The following is a 20,120-nucleotide window of genomic DNA, read 5'->3' on the forward strand; positions in this document are numbered from 1 at the left end:
GGGTGACTCCTTGCGGGCAGCGCGAAGAACACGCGGCTCCGAGGGAAAAAGAGAGGGGTTGTGCAAGATCGCGTCAGATAAACAGGATTCACGCTTAAGCCGGTGAATACGCGAGTCTCACATAGATAGGCGCGTACGGCTCGGCCTGGGTAATCTCGATCAGCGATTCGCGCGACAACTCCAGCATGGCGATGAAATTCACGACCACGACTGGCACACCGCGCGTGGGATCGAAGAGATCGCAGAACTCCATGAAACGGGCGTTCTGCAGACGCCGCAAGATTACGCTCATGTGTTCCCGCACCGACAATTCTTCGCGCGAGATCTTGTGATGCTCGACCAGCCGCGCCCGTTTGATCACGTCGGCCCACGCGGCCCGCAGGTCGTTCACATCCACGTCGGGGAAGCGCTGCGCGGAGCTTTGCTCCACGTACACTTCAGCACGCAGAAAGTCGCGGCCGAGTTGCGGAATATGATCCAGGCGCTGCGCCGCGAGCTTCATTTGCTCGTATTCGAGCAGACGCCGCACGAGTTCGGCACGCGGATCTTCGGCTTCTTCGCCGGTATCCGCCTTCTTGACTGGCAGCAGCATGCGCGACTTGATCTCGATCAGCATGGCTGCCATCAGCAGATATTCCGCCGCCAGTTCCAGGTTCGATTCGCGAATCTGGTCGACGTAGCCAAGGTACTGGCGCGTCACGTCCGCCATCGGGATGTCGAGGACGTTGAAATTCTGCTTGCGGATCAGGTACAGCAACAAGTCGAGCGGACCTTCGAACGCCTCGAGAAAGATCTCGAGCGCATCCGGCGGGATATACAGATCCGTTGGCAGCTTCCAGAGCGGCTCGCCGTACAAGTGCGCGAACGCTACGCCGTCAATGGTATTCGGCGTGGAATCGGTCGCGGGCGCGGCGAGTGCGGCGGCGCGATCGTCCTTGTCCGTTCCCGAATGATCCGCAGCGTGCTGCGCGTCGCGCGCGGAATTCACGTTCAGAAATTCTGGTAATAGACGTAGGACGTTTGCTCGACCCGCGATGTTTTCAGCTTCGCGCGTTCGTCCAGATCGACCGGCTGCTTGTCCCACAGGAGCGCGCGGCCCTTGCGCTGTTCGTCTTCCAGCGACGGCTTTTGCTCTTTCAGCTTGTTGATGAATTGGGTGATGTCCGACTGGTACATGATTCGACTTCCGTTGGATCAGAACGATTCAGAAACGGGCGCGGCGCAACACAGATGAAACGTAAGGTGAAACGCCGCCGGGAACAAACGCAATTTTACCGCAAGCATCCGGGCGTGGAGCGGAAACCGGACGCGAACGCCGCGCGTTGGCCATCCGGTCTATAAAAACTACTAGCTTCGCAGCAAAACGCCGGGTCGGTAAAAACCCTGTCATTAATTGCAAAATCGCGGAACAAGCACGGCAAAGCGCCGTCCAAGCGGCACTTCCGCGTTTTTCGCATTGTGCTGAGCGCTCGTCCTGCGTGCCTGAGCGTCGGCATGGCTCGGAAAAACCGCGCCCTCTGCGAAATGCCTGAATGGACGCTTCGGGACAGCCGGCGCCGCCAATGTGGTGAAATAGCGCCTGCCGGAATATCCGCTTGTTTGGCGGGTGTTTTCTCATTGCCAACTCATTGTTTTATCCAACCCGGAGGTCACGTTTGGCGGGGCGCCTGTTTGATCCGCTGCGCTTCAAGCGCGGGCAAGCCGAGCATCGGCGGCTGGAAACGCCGCTGGTTGCATCGTCGAAAGCGCCTTCCCGTGCGCCGTCATTCGTGCGACGCGCCGTCTGGTCGCTCCACGCGCTGGCGCTTTGCGTCTTCGCCGTGCCCGCGCACGCCAAATACGACGTGGATATCGACGCACCCCGCAGCATCCGGTCGCTTCTGAAAGACCATCTGGATCTGTCGCGTTTCAAGAAACGAACCGATATCAGCGACGAACAATTCGACTTCCTCGTCACGGCCACGCCGCAAGAAGTGCGCGATCTCGTTGCAACCGACGGCTATTTCACGCCCGTCGTGCGTACCGACGTCAAAAACGACGGCGAAAAACGATCCGTCACGATCTCCGTCGATCCCGGCCCGCAAACCAAGGTTGCCTCCGTGTCGCTGACCTTCAAGGGCGCCATCACGGAGGAGGATCGGGCGCAGGAAAACACCGCGCGCTTTGCGTTTTCGATTCGCGAAGGCGATCCGTTCTCGCAAGGCGCTTGGGACGATGCGAAAAATGCGTCGCTGAAAGCGCTTCAATCGCGGCGTTATCTGGGCGCGAAAATTTCGCAATCAAAGGCGCGGGTGAATCCACGCACGCATATCGTGGATTTGTCGGTGACGTTCGATAGCGGTCCCACCTTCACGTTCGGCAAGCTCGACGTTTCAGGCGTGCGGCGTTATCCCGAGCAGATCATTCACAACGTGAATCCCATCCACGAAGGCGATATCTACGACGTCGCGCGCGTGAACGAATTGCAGCGCCAGTTGCAGAACACGCCGTATTACGCGTCGGTTGCCATCGACGCCGATAACGACGTGACCAAGCCCGTCGAAACGCCGATGCACCTGAAGGTCAGCGAGTATCCGTACAACAGCGTGCGCTACGGCGTGGGTTACGCAACCGATACCGGGCCGCACATTCAGGGCGCCTATAGCTATCTGGATACGTTCGGGAAGGCGTATCCGTTCACGGTGTCGGGCCGTATCGATCAGACGCAGCAATATGGACAGGTTCAGCTTGCCATGCCGCCGGGCAACCGGGCGTGGGTGAACAGCGTGCTGGCTTCGTACACGAACACCAATGTGTCCGATACACGCATCTACAGCGCGCGCGCCGGCGTGCAGCGTTCGCGTTCGCTGCAGAACATCGACACGACGTATTCGCTGCTTTTCTATGCCGATCGGCTAACGCAGAACGTCGGACCGCCTACAACGAGCCGTGCGCTGGTACCTTCATGGCAATGGGTGCGCCGTAACGTGGACGACCCGCTGTTCCCGCGCTCGGGCAATCTGATTCGTGCCGAAGCTGATTTTGCTGTCAAAGGCATTCTCACCGACCAGACGTTCGGCCGCGTGTACACGAACCTGCTGCAATACCTGCCACTGGGCAAGCGCGACTTGTTCGTGTTCCGCGCGGAATTCGGCGGCGTGTTTACCGGCGGCGGGTCGAGCGGCATTCCGGCGTCGCTGCTGTTTCGTGCGGGCGGCGCAAATTCGGTGCGGGGTTACGGGTATCAGAGTATCGGTCACGACGTCGACGGTTCAGTGTTGCCGGTCAAATACTTGTTGACTGGCAGCACCGAATATCAGCACTGGTTTTCGCACGACTGGGGTGGCGCGGCTTTCTTTGATATAGGCGCGGCCGCCGACACCTGGAGCGAGCGCGTTTTCGAACCCGGCGCAGGCGTCGGCGTGCGCTGGCGCAGTCCGGTCGGACCCGTGAACGTGGACATTGCGTACGGTTTCAAGAACCGCGATATCCGTCCGTATCTGACGCTTGGAATTGCCTTTTGATGAGTTTGCATAACGTGTTTTTTCGCGCATGACGGAACAGAACGGCCAATCGCCCGCAGAGCAACCGGACCCTTCGGAGGGCCGGGGAGACGGCGCGTCCGAAGGCGGCAAACCGGTTCCAAAGAAGCGCGGCGGCTGGCGACGTTTCGCGAAATGGCTGGGCGGAATTGTTCTAGTGCTGGTGCTGTGCCTGGCGCTCGGACTTGCGCTGATCTTGTACGGCCTGAACAGCGAGCGCGGGACGCGGTATGTCTGGCAGGCTGCAACGTCGCTGCTCGGCGGGCGTTTGAGCGGCACGCTCGATGGCGGCGCGATTGCAACTGGCTTGCACTTGCGCAACGTTCGCTGGAAAGGCGCCGACGGCACGGATATCGGCGTGGACAAGGTGTCCGGCAAATGGGAACTGACGCGCGCGCCGTTGCGTTTCACCATCGCCTATTTGCATGTTGGAACGGTCGATGCCCGGATCGCGCCATCGCCGAAAAGTAGCAGTCCGGTCGAGTTGCCGAAGGATCTGCGCTTGCCGATCCAGCTTGTCATCAGCGACGTCACGCTCGATAAGCTGCGTCTTCACGAAGGCGCGACGACCACGGAATTTTCCGGGCTCGCGCTGTCGGGTCATAGCGATGGCCGTCATCACGCGGCCACTGTCCAACGCCTCGATACACCGTTCGGCGCAGTCACGGCGGCGCTGAAACTCGACGGCGGCGCGCGGCCGTTTCCCTTGACCGGGGACGTCGGATATTCGGGCAAGGTGAGCGACGAAACCGTTCAGGTCGCCGCGCGCCTTTCGGGATCGCTTCAGAACCTGACGGCGGATATTGATGCAAGCGGCATGAAGTTGAAGGGCAACGCGCACGTGGAGGCCGAGCCGTTCGGCGAGGTGCCGCTCAAGCGTGCGCTCGTCACCGTGGATCACGTGAATCCACAGGCATTCAGTCCGAGCGCGCCGTTCGCGGATCTGGCGCTGCGAGCCGAACTCAAGCCGGATCCGGCAACGCCGAACGCGCTGGTCGTGACCGGGCCGGTTTCCATCGTGAATGCGAAGCCGGGGACGGTGGACAAGCAGTTGATTCCGTTGATCGACGCCCAGGCGAACGTGAAGCTCGATGCCTCCGAGCAAGTCATCTCTGATTTGAACGTGCGGCTTTTGAAAGATGCAACGCTTACGGGCGGTGGGACGCTCAAAGACGGCAAGGGCGAGTTCGACCTGAAAGTAGCCAGGCTCGATTTAAGTCAAATTCAATCGACCATCCGGCCAACGCAGTTCGGTGGACCAATTGGTATCAAGCTTGCCGGCGATACACAGACCATCACGCTCGATCTGAACGACGCCAAGGCCGCACTGCGCGCGCAAGGCAAGATCACGCTCGACCCGAAGCAGACCGCATTCGATGCCGTGAAGGTCAGTGTGGGGAAGGGTCATGTGGAGCTGAACGGCGCGCTCAAGAAAGACGTGCATTCGAGCTACGACCTGAAGGCGAAGATCGTCGATTTCAATCCGTTGCTGCTGTCAGATCAATTGCTCGCAACGCCGCCGCCAGCGAAGGGCGCAAAGCGGCCCGCTGCGAAACCGCGGACCATAGAAGCGCGCGTCAACGGCACGCTTTCCGCAACCGGTGTACTCGCGCCCACGCTCACCACGAAAGCGCAATTCAAGCTCGGCGAAAGCGTCTACGACAATTTGCCGCTGACCGGCGCGGGCACAATCCAGGTGGTGGGAACGCGCATCTTGCCGAGCAACGCGACGCTTTCCATCGCGGGGAATAACGTCGATCTGAATGGCAGTTTCGGTACGCCGAGCGACCGGTTGCGCTTTCGCATCGACGCCCCGCAGCTCGAGCGGCTTGGTTTCGGTCTGGCGGGCCTCGTGAAGGCAGACGGCGATCTCACCGGTTCCTTCGCGCATCCGAATGTCGCGGCGAATTATCAGGCCGACAGCGTGGTGTTCGGCGCCAGTCGCGTCGGTCATGCAGAAGGGCGTGCCGAGGCGCGCGACGGCGCGAACGGCGCGCTCGTCTTTACGTTGAAGGCGCGCGATGTCAGCACGGACGGCGTCGATCTTTCCAGCTTCAACGCCGACCTGAACGGCACGCGGGCCAATCACACGCTCAACGCAACAGCCGTCGGAAAGTTGCGCGGCAATGCGGTCAACCTGACGCTCGCGGCAAACGGCCGCCTCACCGACGCCCGCGACGGCGCGCATTGGGACGGCACGGTCACGCGTTTATCGAATAAAGGCACGCCGAACCTGAATCTCGACGCGCCGCTGACCGTGAGCTACGCCCCCAACCATATTGCGCTGGGTGCAACGCGGTTGTCGGCGGAAGGCGCCGTGCTCGACCTGAAATCGTTCGCATTCGACAGCGGCCGTATCAGTTCTGTTGGCTCGCTGACCAATCTCTCCGTGTTGCGAATGCTCGACATCCGCCAGGAACTGATGGGTGGTCCGCCGCCGATCAAGACCGATCTCGTCTTCGACGGCGACTGGAACTTCGCGCTCGGCGCGACCGCGACGGGCTACGTGCAAGTGAAGCGGCGCGGTGGCGACGTGTCCATCGACGCCGCTCGTGGCGTCGCCGCTTTAGGCATCACGGACATTGCCGCGCGTGCCGATTTCACCGGCGGCAACCGGCTCAACGCCACGTTGCATGCGCAGGCGTCGCGCATCGGCGTGATCGATGCCAACGTCCATACAACGCTGGTTTCGCGCGATGGCGTGCTGACCGTATCCGACGATGCGCCCGTGAGCGGCGGCATTGAAGCCAACGTGCCGACGCTGCGTACAACGGGCGGATTGATCGGCCCGACGTATTTGCTCGATGGCCGGATCGGGTTGAAGCTGACTATCGCGGGAATCGTCGCCAAGCCGACGGTGTCCGGCATGTTGACGGGCGACGGGTTGTCGGTGACAGTCATCGATCAGGGTGTGCAGTTGAAGGACGGCGTGATCCGCATTGCGCTTTCCGAGAACCTCGTTGATCTTCAGCAGGTCGAGTTCCACGGCGCGAGCGGCACGCTGCGCGCAACCGGAAAAGTGCGGCTCGATCAGGATCAGCCGGATCTGACGGCGAGCATTATTGCGGACAAGCTGGAACTGTTCGCTTCGCCGGACCGGCAGTTGCAGTTGTCCGGTAGCGCGTCGGTGGCGAACGGGGGGTTGAAGGGCGGCATGAATATCGACGGCAAGTTCACCGTCGATCACGCGCTTTTCGATCTGCCTGAGCAATCAGCGCCTTCGCTCGGTGACGACGTCGTGATCGTGCGGCCGGACGGTACGGTGAAAGGCGAAGACCAGGCCGTGGTGGCCACCGGCGACAAACCCGTGGGTGCGTTTGCGCCGCGCGCGAATATCGATATAAACCTTGGGCAGAAGTTCCGCTTCCGCGGTGCGGGCGCCGACCTGGGTCTCGCCGGCACCATCACCGCCATGAGCGCGCCAAACATGCCGTTGCGCGCGGTCGGCAACGTGCGGGTCACGCCGGGCTCGACGTACACGGCGTTCGGGCGAAAGCTCGGCATCGAGAACGGATTCTTCACGTTCAACGGGCCGGTCGCCAATCCCGGCATCAACATCCTCGCAATGCGACGCAATCAGGAAATCGAAGCCGGCGTGCAGGTTACAGGAACGGTTCAGGCGCCCAATGCCAAGCTGATTTCCGAGCCCAACGTGCCGGACAACGAAAAGCTGTCGTGGCTGTTGTTTGGTCATGGCACGGACCAGGGCAACAACGTGGGCCAGCAAAGCGCGATGACCAACGCGCTGGCATTGCTCGGAAGCGCGAGCGGCAAGCGGATCGCGCAGACGTTCGGGCTCGATGAGTTTTCCATCGGCACCAGCGAGGTCGGGCTGACCGATCCGCAAGTCGTGATGTTGTCGAAAGCCATCAACGAACGTCTGGTGCTTGGTTACGAGCAGGGCTTGCAGTCGGCCAGCAACGCCATCAAGATGACGCTGAACCTGTCGCGCTTCTGGTCCGTTTCGGCATACGGCGGCACGTTCCAGGGACTCGATCTGCTTTATACGCGGCGCTTCGATTCGTGGGCGCGAAGGAACGGGCCTTCGGAAAGGTAGGCATGTAAAAAGGGCCGTTCAACGCGAGTTGAATGGCCCTTTGCTTTACGCTCAGCCGGGATTTACTTCACGCGCATTCCCGGCTTCGCGCCGCTGTGCGGTTCGAGAATATAAAGTCCCGGTTCGGCTTTCTCGTCCGCCGCCGATGCCGCCAGCACCATGCCTTCCGAAAGACCGAATTTCATCTTGCGCGGCGCGAGGTTCGCGACCATCACCGTGAACTTGCCGATCAGATCCTGCGGCTGATATGCCGACTTGATGCCGGAAAACACGTTGCGCGTTTTCTCTTCGCCAACGTCCAGCGTCAGTTGCAGCAGCTTGTCCGATCCTTCCACGGCCGTGCAATCCACGATCTTCGCAATACGCAAATCGATCTTCGCGAAGTCATCGATAGAAATCGTGCCTTCAGCTTCCGGCGCTTTTTCCTTCGTGGCTTTCTTCGATGCCGGCGCAGCCACCGCCGCAGCCGCGGTTTGCCCCGGCGCGATCGATTCACGGTTCGCCGCAATCAACGCCTCGATCTGCTTCGGATCGACGCGCGTCATCAAGTGCTTGTAAGCGTTGATCGGCTGCGATGAGCTGAGCGGCGTGGCTGCATCGGCCCAAACAAGCGGCTTGATGCCCAAAAATGCCTCCACCGATTCCGCCAGCAACGGCAACACTGGCTTCAACGCCAACGACAACAACCGGAATGCTTCCAGGCTGACGCTGCAGGTTTCGTGCAGCGCGGCTGCGTTCGCCGGATCCTTGGCTTGATCCCAGGGCTTCGCGGTATCCACATAACCGTTGACCGTATCGGCGAGATCCATGGTCGTGCGCAGCGCGCGGCCATATTCACGCGCTTCGAACAGCGCCGCGATTTGCGGAACCGCCGCGCGCAATTGCAGCAGCAGCGGATGATTCATCGCGCTGTCCTGCACGCGGCCATCGAAACGCTTGATCAGGAAACCCGCCGCCCGGCTCGCAATGTTCACGTACTTGCCGACCAGATCGCTGTTCACGCGCGCCTGGAAATCATCGAGATTCAAGTCGATGTCTTCCATGGTGTGGTTCAGCTTCGCGGCGAAGTAATAGCGCAGCCATTCCGGATTGATGCCCGTATCGATCACGCTTTTCGCCGTGATGAACGTGCCGCGCGACTTCGACATCTTCGCGCCATCGACGGTCAGAAAGCCGTGCGCGAACACGTTCGTGGGCGTCCGGTGACCCGAGAATTGCAGCATGGCCGGCCAGAACAGCGTATGAAAATACAGGATGTCCTTGCCAATGAAGTGATACTGCTCCGTCTTCGATCCTGGCCGGATCCACTCTTCGAAATCAAGGCCGCGTGCATCGGCCAGATTCTTGAAACTGGCGTAATAGCCGACGGGCGCGTCCACCCACACGTAGAAATACTTGCCCGGCGCGCCTGGAATTTCGAAGCCGAAGTACGGCGAATCGCGCGAGATGTCCCAGTCCGCGAGCTTCGCTTCGCCTTTGTCGCCCAGCCATTCGCGCATCTTGTTCGTGGCCTCCGGCTGCGCCAGACCGCTGACCCAGCCGCGGAGGAAATCTTCGCAACGCGGGTCGGAGAGGCGGAAAAAGTAGTGCGTCGATGTTTTGCGGACCGGCGTTGCGCCCGAGACAACCGAATATGGGTTGATCAGGTCGAGCGGCTGGTACGTCGAGCCGCAGACTTCGCAGTTGTCGCCGTATTGGTCCTTCGCGCCGCACTTCGGGCATTCGCCCTTGATGAAGCGGTCCGGCAGGAACATTTCCTTGACTGGATCGTAGGCCTGCTCGATATCCCGTGCATCGATCAAACCGGCTTCCTGGAGCGACGTGTAGATCGATTCGCACAAGACGCGGTTTTCCTCGGCGTCGGTGGAGTAATAGTTGTCGAAGGAAATGCCGAAGCTGTCGAAATCGCGTTTGTGCTCTTTGCCGACGCGTTCGATCAATTGTTTCGGCGTGATGCCTTCCTGCTCGGCGCGCAGCATGATGGGCGTGCCGTGGGTATCGTCAGCGCCGACGTAATACACCTCGTGACCGTGCATTCGCAGCGCCCGAACCCAGATATCCGTCTGGATATATTCGACCATATGGCCGATATGAATCTGGCCGTTCGCATATGGAAGCGCCGACGTGACGAGGACTCGGCGATGGGCGGGTGCGGAAATCGGTGCTGACGATGACATAAGGCGCTGACCTGCGGTTAAAAGTCGGTGATTGCGTAAAAAAGCGAACCACGATTCTAGCAGGAGGCGAACAGCACGCTGGGCGCGGAGGAAGGCGACGCAGGCGAGGCGAAAACCCCAGCGTTCACAAATTCTGGACGAAAAAAAACCGGGGCAATATAGCGGGCCCCGGAGCAACAACGACAAGAGGAGAATGGCACGTGGCGGCACTGCCAGCCACCTACCGTTAATACAGACACGCGGTGTGCGGCCAAAGTTTCAACTATTTTCCGGGTTTCTCGCGAATCTTCACGATATTTTCCAGAACCGGTCAAAACCCCGGCCGCACTGCCAAAAGAGTCAATTCCCCTTGTAAATCAAGCCGCTTACTGTACTTGTCCCGGTTGTGCCGTCGCGCGCAGATAAATCTCCACGCGGCGATTCTGTGCGCGACCAGCTTCCGTTGCGTTATCGGCGATAGGCTGGGTCTGGCCCATGCCCGAAGCTGCCAGGCGCTGACCTGCTACACCGTGACCCGCCAGATACGATGCCACGCTTTGTGCACGGTTCTGCGACAAAGTCTGGTTGTAAGCCGGTTGGCCCGTGCTATCCGTATGGCCGACCACCTGAGCGATCAGCTCCGGATGCTGCACCAGCGTTTGCGTGACCTGGTCGAGCACAGGCGCGAACGTCGGCTTGATGGCGTAGCTGTTGGTATCGAACGAGATTGCGTTCGGGATATTGACCTTCAGCGAGCCGTCCTGCTGCTCGGTCACTTGCGTGCCGGTGCCTTTCGTGGCGCCCGTCAGCTTGCCCTTGATGGCCTGCCAGTTGTAACCGGTGATGCCGCCAGCAGCAGCGCCGACGCCTGCGCCGATCGCCGCACCCTTGCCGCCGCCGAAAATTGCGCCAAGGCCCGCGCCGGTCGCGGCGCCAATACCCGTGCCCACCGCTGCATTATTGCCCTGCTGCGAAGCGCAACCGGCGACCAATGCACCAGCTACGGCGATTACGGACAAGCGCGTCATCATTTTCGAGTTCATTGTCATTTCTCCAGGATTCAATCAAGACAGCCGCGCGGTGCACGTGGAAGTTCCCTGTGGGGTCTTCCGGCGTGCCGTTGCGCCTGCCACTACAATACGGCCAAGGATTCAACCGCTTAAAACGATGCGTCCCCAGACCATGGCAGCGTGGGATAGTGCAGCGCACGCGTGCGCCACGCAATGTCGTGCAACAATTCCTTTCAAATTTCATACCACGTGCGCGAAAGTGTTCGATCCCTTTTCGCAACAAGCGTTCCCACGGAGTTCCGATGAGTCTTGATCGCGCCCAGATCGACACCGCCCTCGGCGGCCTGATCGATCCCAATACCAGCCGCACTTTCGCGGACACAAAAAGCATCCGCACCGTGACCATAGACGGCGCACATGTCAGCGTCAACGTCGTGCTGGGATATCCGGCAAAGAGCCAGTTCGATGCAATTCGCGCGCTGGTTTCGGAAGCCGTCGCCCGGGTTCCAGGCGTACAGGACGTGAAAGTGGACGTATCGTCGCAGGTCGTCGCTCACGCCGTCCAACGCGGCGTGAAACTGTTGCCGAACGTTAAAAATATCATCGCCGTGGCTTCGGGGAAGGGCGGCGTCGGCAAAAGCACGACTGCCGTGAATCTGGCGCTGGCGCTGGCGTCGGAAGGTGCATCGGTAGGCATGCTCGACGCCGATATCTACGGCCCGTCGCTTCCCATGATGCTCGGCATCAGCGGCCGCCCGGAATCGCCCGACAATCAGTCGATGAACCCGCTCGTCGGCCACGGCATCCAGGCCAATTCCATCGGCTTTCTGATCGAGCAGGACAATCCCATGGTCTGGCGCGGCCCGATGGTCACGTCCGCGCTCGAACAGTTGCTGCGGCAGACGAACTGGAAGGATCTCGATTACCTCGTCGTGGATATGCCGCCGGGGACGGGTGACATCCAGTTGACGCTATCGCAGAAAGTTCCGGTGACGGGCGCCGTGATCGTGACCACGCCGCAGGACATCGCACTGCTCGACGCCAAGAAAGGTTTGAAAATGTTCGAGAAGGTCGGCATTCCCATTCTGGGAATCGTCGAGAACATGAGCACGCATATCTGCTCGAATTGCGGCCACGAAGAACACATCTTCGGTGCGGGCGGCGGCGAGCGGATGTCGAAGGAATACGGCGTGCCGGTGCTCGGCAGTTTGCCGCTTGACATTGCCATCCGCGAGAAAACCGATGCCGGCCAGCCAACCGTGGTGTCGCAACCCGACAGCAAGATTGCCGACGCGTACCGGTCGATTGCCCGCAAGGTCGCGATTTCGATTGCGGAGCGCCAACGCGACATGACGTCGATGTTCCCGAGCATCGTGGTGCAGAACACCTGAGCGGCGAGCGACGTCGGGCCCCGTGCGTGTCGCGGTATCATGTTGCCTTCGATTGGCGCGGTCAGGTGAGCACACGGGGTGGTCGCGGCGTCGCCATGAGGATTGCATGAAACGAAGATTCAACGGGCCTGGATCGAGCAGCCTGCCTGCCGCGACAAACCCGGCCTTGGGCCCGATTGCACGCTTCTGCACACGCGCGGCCACGGGGTTCGCGCTCACCGCCGGCACATTGCTGCTGAGTGGCTGCGGCATATTCTTCCAGAACCACGAAAAACGCGCCGATGCGACGCTGCAGTCCACCGCGGGCAGCAGCGTAAGCGGGTCGTTGACTTTCATTGAACGCGCGGATGGCGTGCAGGTTTCATACAACCTGTCCGGCATGCCGCCCAACAGCGAGCACGCGCTGCAGATCCACGAACGCGGCGACTGCATTGTCTCGAATCCGTCCGATGGCGGCCCGGTGTTCTCGCCGGCAGCGGATCGCAGCCGGTCATCGAAAGTCGAAGGCGACCTGGCGACCATCCGGGCTGACGCAAACGGCTCGGCCACTGGGTTCATTGTCGCGCCCGATCTCTCGCTCGACGGCGTGCGCTCGGTTCTTTCACGCGCGGTCCTGCTTCATCGCGATACGTCCGACTCGTATTCGCTCAGCCCGCACGGCGCCGGTCCGGCACTCGCATGTGGCGTGATTCGTCAATGAAATCAGCGCTCTAAAACGTTCGGCCCGGCTTCTTGGCCAGGTCGCGTCGCACGGGCCATCACATCAAGTAAAATACGCGCTTCTCGGCGGGTCCTACTGGCTTCGGCATGCATCTGCATGCATTCCAGGTTCCCGGCCACGCCCTGTTTCATGCACGGCGGCTTCACTCGAGCCGCTTCTTTCGTTGGGTAGCGTTCCCTATGAGCATCAAGTCCGACAAGTGGATCCGGCGCATGGCCGAAGAGCACAAGATGATCGAGCCGTTTGTGCGCGATCAGGTGCGTGTGTCCGAAGACGGTAGAAAAATCGTGAGTTACGGCACATCGAGCTACGGCTACGACATTCGCGTGGCAGACGAATTCAAGATCTTCACGAACATCAATTCCACGATCGTCGATCCGAAAAATTTCGATGAGAAATCGTTTGTCGATTTCAAGGGCGACGTCTGCATCATTCCGCCGAATTCCTTTGCGCTGGCGCGTACGGTCGAGTATTTCCGGATTCCGCGCTCGTGCCTGACCGTGTGCCTGGGGAAATCCACGTACGCGCGCTGCGGGATCATTGTGAACGTGACGCCGTTCGAACCCGAATGGGAAGGGTATGTGACGCTCGAATTCTCGAATACGACACCTTTGCCTGCCAAAATCTACGCGAACGAAGGCGTGGCGCAGGTCCTGTTTTTTGAAAGCGACGAAATCTGCGAGACGTCCTACGCCGATCGTGGGGGCAAGTATCAAGGGCAAAGCGGCGTAACGCTGCCGAAAACCTGACGTTTCTGCTGCTACGAAACGTCGTTGCAACACTTTTTGAAAGACCGCTGGACTCGAGCATGCACAACTCGGCCAGCGGTCGTTCCATTTGGAGATTCGCCTCATGAAGTTTCGTTTTCCCGTCGTCATCATCGACGAAGATTTTCGTTCCGAGAACATTTCGGGTTCCGGTATTCGTGCGCTCGCCGAGGCGATCGAGCGCGAAGGCGTCGAGGTGCTCGGGCTGACGAGTTACGGCGATCTGACGTCGTTTGCGCAGCAGTCGAGCCGCGCGTCGTGTTTTATCCTGTCGATCGATGACGACGAATTGCTGCCATACGCCGACAACAACGTGGTGCTGGCCGAGGGCGACACGCCGGAACTGGCATCCGCAATCGTCGCGTTGCGCGCGTTCGTGCAGGCCGTGCGCCGGCGCAACGCGGACATTCCGATTTTCCTGTACGGCGAAACGCGCACTTCACGGCATTTGCCCAACGACATCCTGCGCGAGCTGCACGGCTTCATCCACATGTTCGAGGACACGCCGGAATTCGTCGCGCGCCATATCATCCGCGAAGCAAAGGTGTACCTCGACGCGCTCGCACCGCCGTTCTTCAAGGAACTCGTGCAATACGCCGAAGAGGGTTCGTACTCGTGGCACTGCCCGGGACACTCGGGCGGCGTGGCGTTCCTGAAGAACCCGCTTGGTCAGATGTTCCACCAGTTTTTCGGCGAGAACATGTTGCGGGCCGACGTCTGCAATGCCGTCGATGAACTCGGCCAGCTGCTCGACCATACCGGTCCCGTGGCGGCATCGGAACGAAATGCGGCGCGCATTTTCAGCGCGGACCATTTGTTCTTTGTGACGAATGGCACGTCGACATCGAACAAGATTGTCTGGCACGCGACCGTTGCCCCAGGCGACATCGTGTTGGTCGACCGCAATTGCCACAAGTCGATCCTGCACGCCATCACCATGACGGGCGCAATCCCGGTGTTTCTCACGCCAACGCGTAATCACTTTGGCCTGATCGGACCGATTCCGCGCGACGAGTTCAAACCGGAAAACATCCGCAAGAAGATCGAGGCGAATCCGTTCGCGCGCGAGGCGCTCGCGAAAAATCCGAACGTGAAGCCGCGCATTCTGACCATCACGCAAAGTACGTACGACGGCATTGTCTACAACGTCGAGATGATCAAGGATCTGCTCGGCGACATGCTGGACACGCTTCATTTCGACGAAGCCTGGCTGCCGCACGCCGAGTTCCACGAGTTTTATCAGGACATGCACGCCATTGGCGCTGGCCGTCCGCGTACGGGCGCGCTGGTGTTTGCCACGCACTCAACGCACAAGCTGCTTGCCGGGATTTCGCAGGCGTCGCAGATCGTGGTGCAGGATTCCGAGAACAGCACGTTCGACAAACATCGCTTCAATGAAGCGTATTTGATGCACACGTCGACCAGCCCGCAATACGCGATCATCGCTTCGTGCGACGTGGCCGCGGCCATGATGGAGCCGCCGGGCGGCACGGCGCTCGTGGAAGAATCGATTGCGGAAGCGCTCGATTTCCGCCGCGCCATGCGCAAGGTCGACGACGAATACGGCGACGACTGGTTCTTCAAGGTCTGGGGACCGGAAGCGCTGGCTGAAGAGGGCATCGGCGATCGCGAGGAATGGGTGTTAAAGCCGAACGACCATTGGCATGGTTTCGGCGCGCTCGCCGAAGGCTTCAACATGCTCGACCCGATCAAGGCGACCATCATTACGCCGGGACTCGATGTAGACGGCGAGTTCGGTGAAACGGGCATTCCGGCCGCGATCGTGACGAAATATCTGGCGGAGCACGGAATCATTGTGGAGAAGACCGGGCTGTATTCGTTCTTCATCATGTTCACGATCGGGATCACGAAGGGCCGCTGGAATTCAATGGTCACCGAGCTGCAACAGTTCAAGGACGACTACGACAACAACCAGCCGTTGTGGCGCGTGTTGCCGGACTTCATCGCGCAGCATCCGTCGTACGAGCGCATGGGATTGCGCGATCTTTGCGAGCAGATCCACAGTGTTTATCGTGCCAACGATATCGCGCGGCTTACCACCGAGATGTATCTGTCGAGCATGGAACCGGCCATGAAACCGTCCGAAGCGTATGCAAAGCTGGTGCATCGCGAGATTGACCGGGTGCCTATCGACGAACTCGAAGGGCGTGTCACGACCATCTTGCTGACGCCGTATCCGCCGGGCATTCCGTTGCTGATTCCGGGCGAGCGCTTTAACAAGACCATCGTGGATTACTTGCGATTTGCGCGCGAATTCAACGAGCGCTTCCCGGGTTTTCATACGGATATCCACGGGTTGGTCGGCGAGATGATCAACGGGCGGATTGAGTATTTTGTGGATTGCGTCGCGCTCGAGCGCTGAGCCGGTGCGGTAGATTGCAATGAACAAGGCCCGCAGAACGCGGGCCTTGATTTTTTAAGTCACGATAAACCTGCGTTCAGTCACACCCGGCTCCGGCAATCCTTTCGGTGGACGCTTGAAATCGGGATCGGCGGTCAAGTCGTGGAGCATTGTTTCGATTGCATCGCAGAGCGCGCTCAGCGCCAGATCGTTTTCTTCCAGGCCGAACGGATCTTCGATCTGCGCCGCAATCGCTTCCAGCGACATGAACGCGTACGCGACCAGAAGCGCGAACAACGGCGTCAATGCGCCCGCGCCATCGACAAGGCCAAACGGCAGCATCACGCAGAACAAATAGACCGTTCGATGGATCATCACCGAATACGAGAATGGCAAAGGTGTGGACGCGAGCCGCTCGCAACCGCCGATCACGCCGGACAATTCGTTGAGATTCTGCTCGAAGGCGAGCAAACCGTAACCATCGAGCGCGCCTTCGCGTGTGCGCGTGGCGGACCATTCGCCGAGCCAGCGCAAGATCGTCGTCGATCGATTTTGCGTCTTGACGGTGCGCTGATATAACGCAGGCGTCAGACGCGTAGCGAGATCAGGAAGCGGATCGGTGCGGCGCATTTCATGGCGCAGCGCGTGACCGAGCGCCCCGATCGCCGCGATGAACGCGTGCGTGTCTTCACGCTTGACATCGCGTGGCAGCGTCAATGCCTGACGCGCCAGCGAGCGTCCATGAATGGACAGCGATCCCCATAATTTGCGGCCTTCCCACCAGCGCTCATAACTCGCGCTATTTCGAAAACCGAGGAACACCGCGAGCGCGATGCCCACCAGTGCAAACGGCGGCGTGCCCAGTCCGACGGGGTAATTGCGCACGTGGTCGTGCATCACGATTGCCGCGATGGACAGCAGGAAGATCAGCGCGAGCCGCGGCAGCAGCTGCGGCAGCACGGACCCGCGCCAGACGAACAACATGCGGAACCAGTTGAGTTTGGGGCGGATGATCATGGGCGCTTGGTTCGGTCGGACGCGAAGTGTGAAGAGCCTGTTTTTGCAGATGGTCCGGCGACACTGTAGCCAAATCGGCTACGAACGTAGCCGATTTGGCTACGTCTTGCGTCGACGACTACTTCAGCCCAACCCCACCCGCGCCGCCGTCACCGCTGCCCGAACCTGTTCCGGTGCCGTCCCACCCGCGTGATTCCGGCTCGCCACCGATCCTTCCAGCGTCAAATACTCGAACACATCTTCACCGATTAGATGCGCGACGTTCGGCAACTCCGCGCGCATTTCATCGAGCGTCAGATCCGCCAGATCGCAACCGCGATCCACGCAAATGCGCACGGCGAGCGCGACGGCCTCATGCGCATCGCGGAACGGCAAACCGCGCTTCACCAGATAATCCGCCAAGTCCGTCGCCGTCGAAAATCCCTGCAACGCGGCAGCGCGCATGGCGTCAGGCTTGACCGTGATACCCGATGCCATTTCAGCAAAAATGCGCAGCGTGTCGGAGACGGTATCGACGGTATCGAACAGCGGTTCCTTGTCTTCCTGATTGTCCTTGTTGTACGCGAGCGGCTGGCCCTTCATCAGCGTCAACAAAGAAACCAGATTGCCGTTCACGCGCCCCGTCTTGCCGCGCGCGAGTTCGGGCACGTCCGGATTTTTCTTCTGCGGCATGATCGACGAGCCGGTACAAAAGCGATCGGCCAGATCGATGAAACCAACTCGCGGGCTCATCCACAACACAAGTTCTTCGGAGAAGCGCGACACGTGCGTCATGATCAACGCCGCAGCCGCCGTGAATTCGATAGCGAAATCGCGATCCGACACAGCGTCGAGCGAATTGGCGCAGATGCCATCGAAGCCGAGCGTTTTCGCGACGGCATTGCGGTCGATCGGATAGCTCGTTCCGGCCAGCGCCGCGGCGCCAAGCGGCAAGCGATTCACGCGCTTGCGGCAATCGATCATGCGTTCGCTGTCACGCGTGAACATTTCCACATACGCGAGCAAGTGATGCCCGAACGTCACGGGTTGCGCGACCTGCAAATGCGTGAAGCCGGGCATGATGGTTTCCGCATTCAGCTCGGCAATATCGATCAACGCGCGGCGCAGTTCAATCAGCAATTCGCCGATCCGGTCGATCTCGCCGCGCAGCCACAAACGGATATCGGTTGCTACCTGGTCGTTACGCGAGCGGCCGGTATGCAGGCGTTTGCCGGCATCGCCAATCAACGCTGTCAAACGTGCTTCGATATTCAGATGCACATCTTCCAGATCGAGTTTCCATTCGAACTCGCCGCGCTCGATCTCGCCCTGGATCTGCGTCATGCCTTTCTGGATGGCCTGAAAATCCGCATCGCCGATGATCTTCTGCGCGGCGAGCATGGCGGCGTGGGCGAGCGAACCCTGGATATCAACGAGTGCGAGACGCTTGTCGAAGAACACCGATGACGTATAGCGCTTGACCAGATCGGACATTGGTTCGTTGAAGCGAGCCGACCAGGCTTCGCCTTTCTTGTGCAGTTGGGACGTCATAGTGATGTTCTTAAGAGGACAAAAACGCGGAATTGCCGATTTTACAGGCAATGACAAACCTGCAGCCAAACCTCTGCGGCACGCAATAGAAAAGGGCGTCTCTCGACGCCCTTGAAGATTCACCGCATGAAAACCATCACGCTGCCGGAATGACCTTACCCGTATAAACCACCGGCCCGGTCGGTCCGTTTGGATTCGGCGAGCCGCCAACTGGTTCGACGGAAACCGCCAGCACCGGATACGCGTTCACAGAAGCCGCCTTGAACTTCGCGGTTCCGCCAACCGGCAGCACGCCGAGCGACACCGGATGTCCTTCCTTCGGCAGGCCCCAGAGCTGCATGGATTTATCGGAGGGATCGGACGAACCGCTCAGGCGGCGCACCGTAACTTCCGAAGTCCGGTCATCCCACGTCACGAGCATGCGAGCGTTGGACTTTTCGTCAGCCAGCGTTGCCACATAGCCGATACGCGGTTCTTGCGCCACTTGCGGCGCGGGCGCAGGCGCGGGCACGGGAGCAATGGTGGAAAGCTCGCGTATCGATACCACCAGCGCGATCGCAGCAATCGCGGTGGCCGCGATCGACCAGCCGCGCCAGAACGAGAGGTTCTCGAACCAGCCCGGCTTCGGTCGGACGCGCTCAGGCGCCGCCGGAACCGGGCGAGCCGCCGCTGCATCGCGCCGGGCATTGACCAGATTCAGCCGCCGCTCGATGGCGGTCCAGATCTCGGGCGGCGGTGCGACAGCCGGTCCGAGTTCCGTCATGGCCGCGAGCCGCAAGCGCCAGGTTTCAACAGCAAGCCGTATGGCCGGATCGTGCTGGGAAATACTTTCGAAGCGTCTTCGTGAACCGCCTCGCAGCACGCCGAGCGTGTATTCGGCTGCGAGCTGATCGACGAGGCCTGCGTATCGATGCAGATCCATCACAACCCTCCCAGGCACGTCTTGAGTTTTTCCAGGCCGCGACGAATCCACGACTTCACTGTGCCGAGCGGTACTTTGAGAACATCGGCCACTTCGCTGTGGCTCTGGTCACGCAGATAGGCAAGCGCCACGGCCTGGCGCTGATTGGCTTCGAGCCGGTCCATGCAGATGGCGAGTTGCCGTGCTTCCTGGCTCATCAGCATCTGGTCGGAGGGATCTGCCTCGTTCGCCGGCAGGGTATCGTCCAACGCATCGCTCCATTCGGTTTCGGCGCTTGCCCCGTTGGCTTTCTGCCGCCGCAAATAATCGAGTGCCCGGTTGCGGACGATCGCCGCCATCCAGGTCATTGGCGCGGACAGGCCTGCTTTGTAGTCCCCCGCGTATCGCCAGATATTGACGAACGCGTCTTGCAAAACTTCTTCGGCCCACTCGCGCTTCACCAATATACGAAGCGCGAGGCCAAACAGTTTCGATGAAGTTAAATCGTAGAGCGCGCGCAACGCGGCGGCGTCTTCGCTGGCAACACGGTCGAGCAATTGCACGAGGGTGTCGGGAGTCGGGTCGTGAGAGAGGATTGTCGTCATGGGACCGGTCGGGTGGGCGGCGCGATCGATATTACCGAAATAATCGCTTTGAGCCGCATTGGTTTTTTTGCATCCGGATGAA

The 20,120-nt window shown here is 60.2% G+C and carries 14 protein-coding genes; 6 read left to right on the forward strand and 8 right to left on the reverse strand.

Going from position 1 to position 20,120, the window contains the following annotated elements; translation table 11 throughout:
* Positions 1–94 precede the first annotated feature (94 nt).
* Positions 95–880 (reverse strand): segregation and condensation protein A, encoded by a 786-nt coding sequence (locus ASG35_RS01175; RefSeq protein ID WP_056352856.1) that lies wholly within the window; start codon positions 878–880, stop codon positions 95–97.
* A 110-nt stretch (positions 881–990) separates the two neighbouring features.
* On the reverse strand, positions 991–1,179 hold the full coding sequence (locus tag ASG35_RS01180) for a DUF3460 family protein (RefSeq protein ID WP_172811963.1): 189 nt from the start codon (positions 1,177–1,179) through the stop codon (positions 991–993).
* 536 nt (positions 1,180–1,715) lie between these two features.
* On the opposite strand from ASG35_RS01180, the gene ASG35_RS01185 reads away from it, so the two are divergent.
* Together ASG35_RS01185 and ASG35_RS01190 are read left to right on the forward strand one after the other, a co-directional pair.
* Complete coding sequence (locus ASG35_RS01185; protein WP_156392984.1) at positions 1,716–3,503, forward strand: autotransporter assembly complex protein TamA; 1,788 nt, start codon at positions 1,716–1,718, stop codon at positions 3,501–3,503.
* 28 nt (positions 3,504–3,531) lie between these two features.
* Positions 3,532–7,578, forward strand: a complete 4,047-nt coding sequence (locus ASG35_RS01190; RefSeq protein ID WP_056351834.1) for a translocation/assembly module TamB domain-containing protein — start codon at positions 3,532–3,534, stop codon at positions 7,576–7,578.
* Between the two features lie 62 nt (positions 7,579–7,640).
* Here the strand turns inward: ASG35_RS01190 and metG are convergent, their stop codons facing one another.
* Together metG and ASG35_RS01200 are read right to left on the reverse strand one after the other, a co-directional pair.
* The gene (gene metG / locus ASG35_RS01195) at positions 7,641–9,755 is read right to left on the reverse strand and encodes a methionine--tRNA ligase (protein WP_056351839.1); all 2,115 of its coding nucleotides are present in this window, start codon (positions 9,753–9,755) and stop codon (positions 7,641–7,643) included.
* 365 nt (positions 9,756–10,120) lie between these two features.
* Positions 10,121–10,777 (reverse strand): OmpA family protein, encoded by a 657-nt coding sequence (locus ASG35_RS01200; RefSeq protein ID WP_056351842.1) that lies wholly within the window; start codon positions 10,775–10,777, stop codon positions 10,121–10,123.
* Between the two features lie 269 nt (positions 10,778–11,046).
* Here ASG35_RS01200 and apbC point away from each other — a divergent pair, with 269 nt between their 5' ends.
* From apbC to ASG35_RS01220, 4 genes are all read left to right on the forward strand, one after another.
* Positions 11,047–12,135 carry an iron-sulfur cluster carrier protein ApbC gene (gene apbC / locus ASG35_RS01205; RefSeq protein WP_056351844.1) on the forward strand — a complete coding sequence of 363 codons (1,089 nt, stop codon included), beginning with the start codon at positions 11,047–11,049 and terminating at the stop codon, positions 12,133–12,135.
* Between the two features lie 106 nt (positions 12,136–12,241).
* Positions 12,242–12,835, forward strand: coding sequence for a superoxide dismutase family protein (locus tag ASG35_RS01210; RefSeq protein WP_082508176.1), 594 nt, complete (start codon positions 12,242–12,244; stop codon positions 12,833–12,835).
* A gap of 200 nt (positions 12,836–13,035) precedes the next feature.
* Positions 13,036–13,605, forward strand: a complete 570-nt coding sequence (gene dcd / locus ASG35_RS01215; protein ID WP_056351848.1) for a dCTP deaminase — start codon at positions 13,036–13,038, stop codon at positions 13,603–13,605.
* A 103-nt stretch (positions 13,606–13,708) separates the two neighbouring features.
* Positions 13,709–16,006, forward strand: coding sequence for an arginine/lysine/ornithine decarboxylase (locus ASG35_RS01220; RefSeq protein WP_056351850.1), 2,298 nt, complete (start codon positions 13,709–13,711; stop codon positions 16,004–16,006).
* A 54-nt stretch (positions 16,007–16,060) separates the two neighbouring features.
* On the opposite strand, the gene ASG35_RS01225 is transcribed toward ASG35_RS01220, so the two are convergent.
* From ASG35_RS01225 to ASG35_RS01240, 4 genes are all read right to left on the reverse strand, one after another.
* On the reverse strand, positions 16,061–17,002 hold the full coding sequence (locus ASG35_RS01225) for a bestrophin family protein (protein WP_056351853.1): 942 nt from the start codon (positions 17,000–17,002) through the stop codon (positions 16,061–16,063).
* 123 nt (positions 17,003–17,125) lie between these two features.
* Positions 17,126–18,532, reverse strand: a complete 1,407-nt coding sequence (argH, locus tag ASG35_RS01230; protein ID WP_056351857.1) for an argininosuccinate lyase — start codon at positions 18,530–18,532, stop codon at positions 17,126–17,128.
* 136 nt (positions 18,533–18,668) lie between these two features.
* On the reverse strand, positions 18,669–19,454 hold the full coding sequence (locus ASG35_RS01235) for an anti-sigma factor (RefSeq protein ID WP_056351859.1): 786 nt from the start codon (positions 19,452–19,454) through the stop codon (positions 18,669–18,671).
* Positions 19,454–20,038 carry a sigma-70 family RNA polymerase sigma factor gene (locus tag ASG35_RS01240; RefSeq protein ID WP_056351862.1) on the reverse strand — a complete coding sequence of 195 codons (585 nt, stop codon included), beginning with the start codon at positions 20,036–20,038 and terminating at the stop codon, positions 19,454–19,456. The genes ASG35_RS01235 and ASG35_RS01240 overlap by 1 nt, the downstream gene beginning before the upstream one ends.
* Positions 20,039–20,120 lie beyond the last annotated feature (82 nt).

This window comes from Burkholderia sp. Leaf177, assembly GCF_001424345.1.
Taxonomy (GTDB): Bacteria; Pseudomonadota; Gammaproteobacteria; order Burkholderiales; family Burkholderiaceae; genus Caballeronia.

Bases quoted from the DNA above. Each gene is read 5' to 3' on its own strand.
- ASG35_RS01190 (WP_056351834.1), top strand. From the start codon at position 3,532: ATGACGGAACAGAACGGCCAATCGCCCGCAGAGCAACCGGACCCTTCG.
- metG (WP_056351839.1), bottom strand. From the start codon at position 9,755: ATGTCATCGTCAGCACCGATTTCCGCACCCGCCCATCGCCGAGTCCTC.
- ASG35_RS01200 (WP_056351842.1), bottom strand. From the start codon at position 10,777: ATGAACTCGAAAATGATGACGCGCTTGTCCGTAATCGCCGTAGCTGGT.
- apbC (WP_056351844.1), top strand. From the start codon at position 11,047: ATGAGTCTTGATCGCGCCCAGATCGACACCGCCCTCGGCGGCCTGATC.
- ASG35_RS01210 (WP_082508176.1), top strand. From the start codon at position 12,242: ATGAAACGAAGATTCAACGGGCCTGGATCGAGCAGCCTGCCTGCCGCG.
- dcd (WP_056351848.1), top strand. From the start codon at position 13,036: ATGAGCATCAAGTCCGACAAGTGGATCCGGCGCATGGCCGAAGAGCAC.
- ASG35_RS01220 (WP_056351850.1), top strand. From the start codon at position 13,709: ATGAAGTTTCGTTTTCCCGTCGTCATCATCGACGAAGATTTTCGTTCC.
- ASG35_RS01225 (WP_056351853.1), bottom strand. From the start codon at position 17,002: ATGATCATCCGCCCCAAACTCAACTGGTTCCGCATGTTGTTCGTCTGG.
- argH (WP_056351857.1), bottom strand. From the start codon at position 18,532: ATGACGTCCCAACTGCACAAGAAAGGCGAAGCCTGGTCGGCTCGCTTC.
- ASG35_RS01235 (WP_056351859.1), bottom strand. From the start codon at position 19,454: ATGGATCTGCATCGATACGCAGGCCTCGTCGATCAGCTCGCAGCCGAA.
- ASG35_RS01240 (WP_056351862.1), bottom strand. From the start codon at position 20,038: ATGACGACAATCCTCTCTCACGACCCGACTCCCGACACCCTCGTGCAA.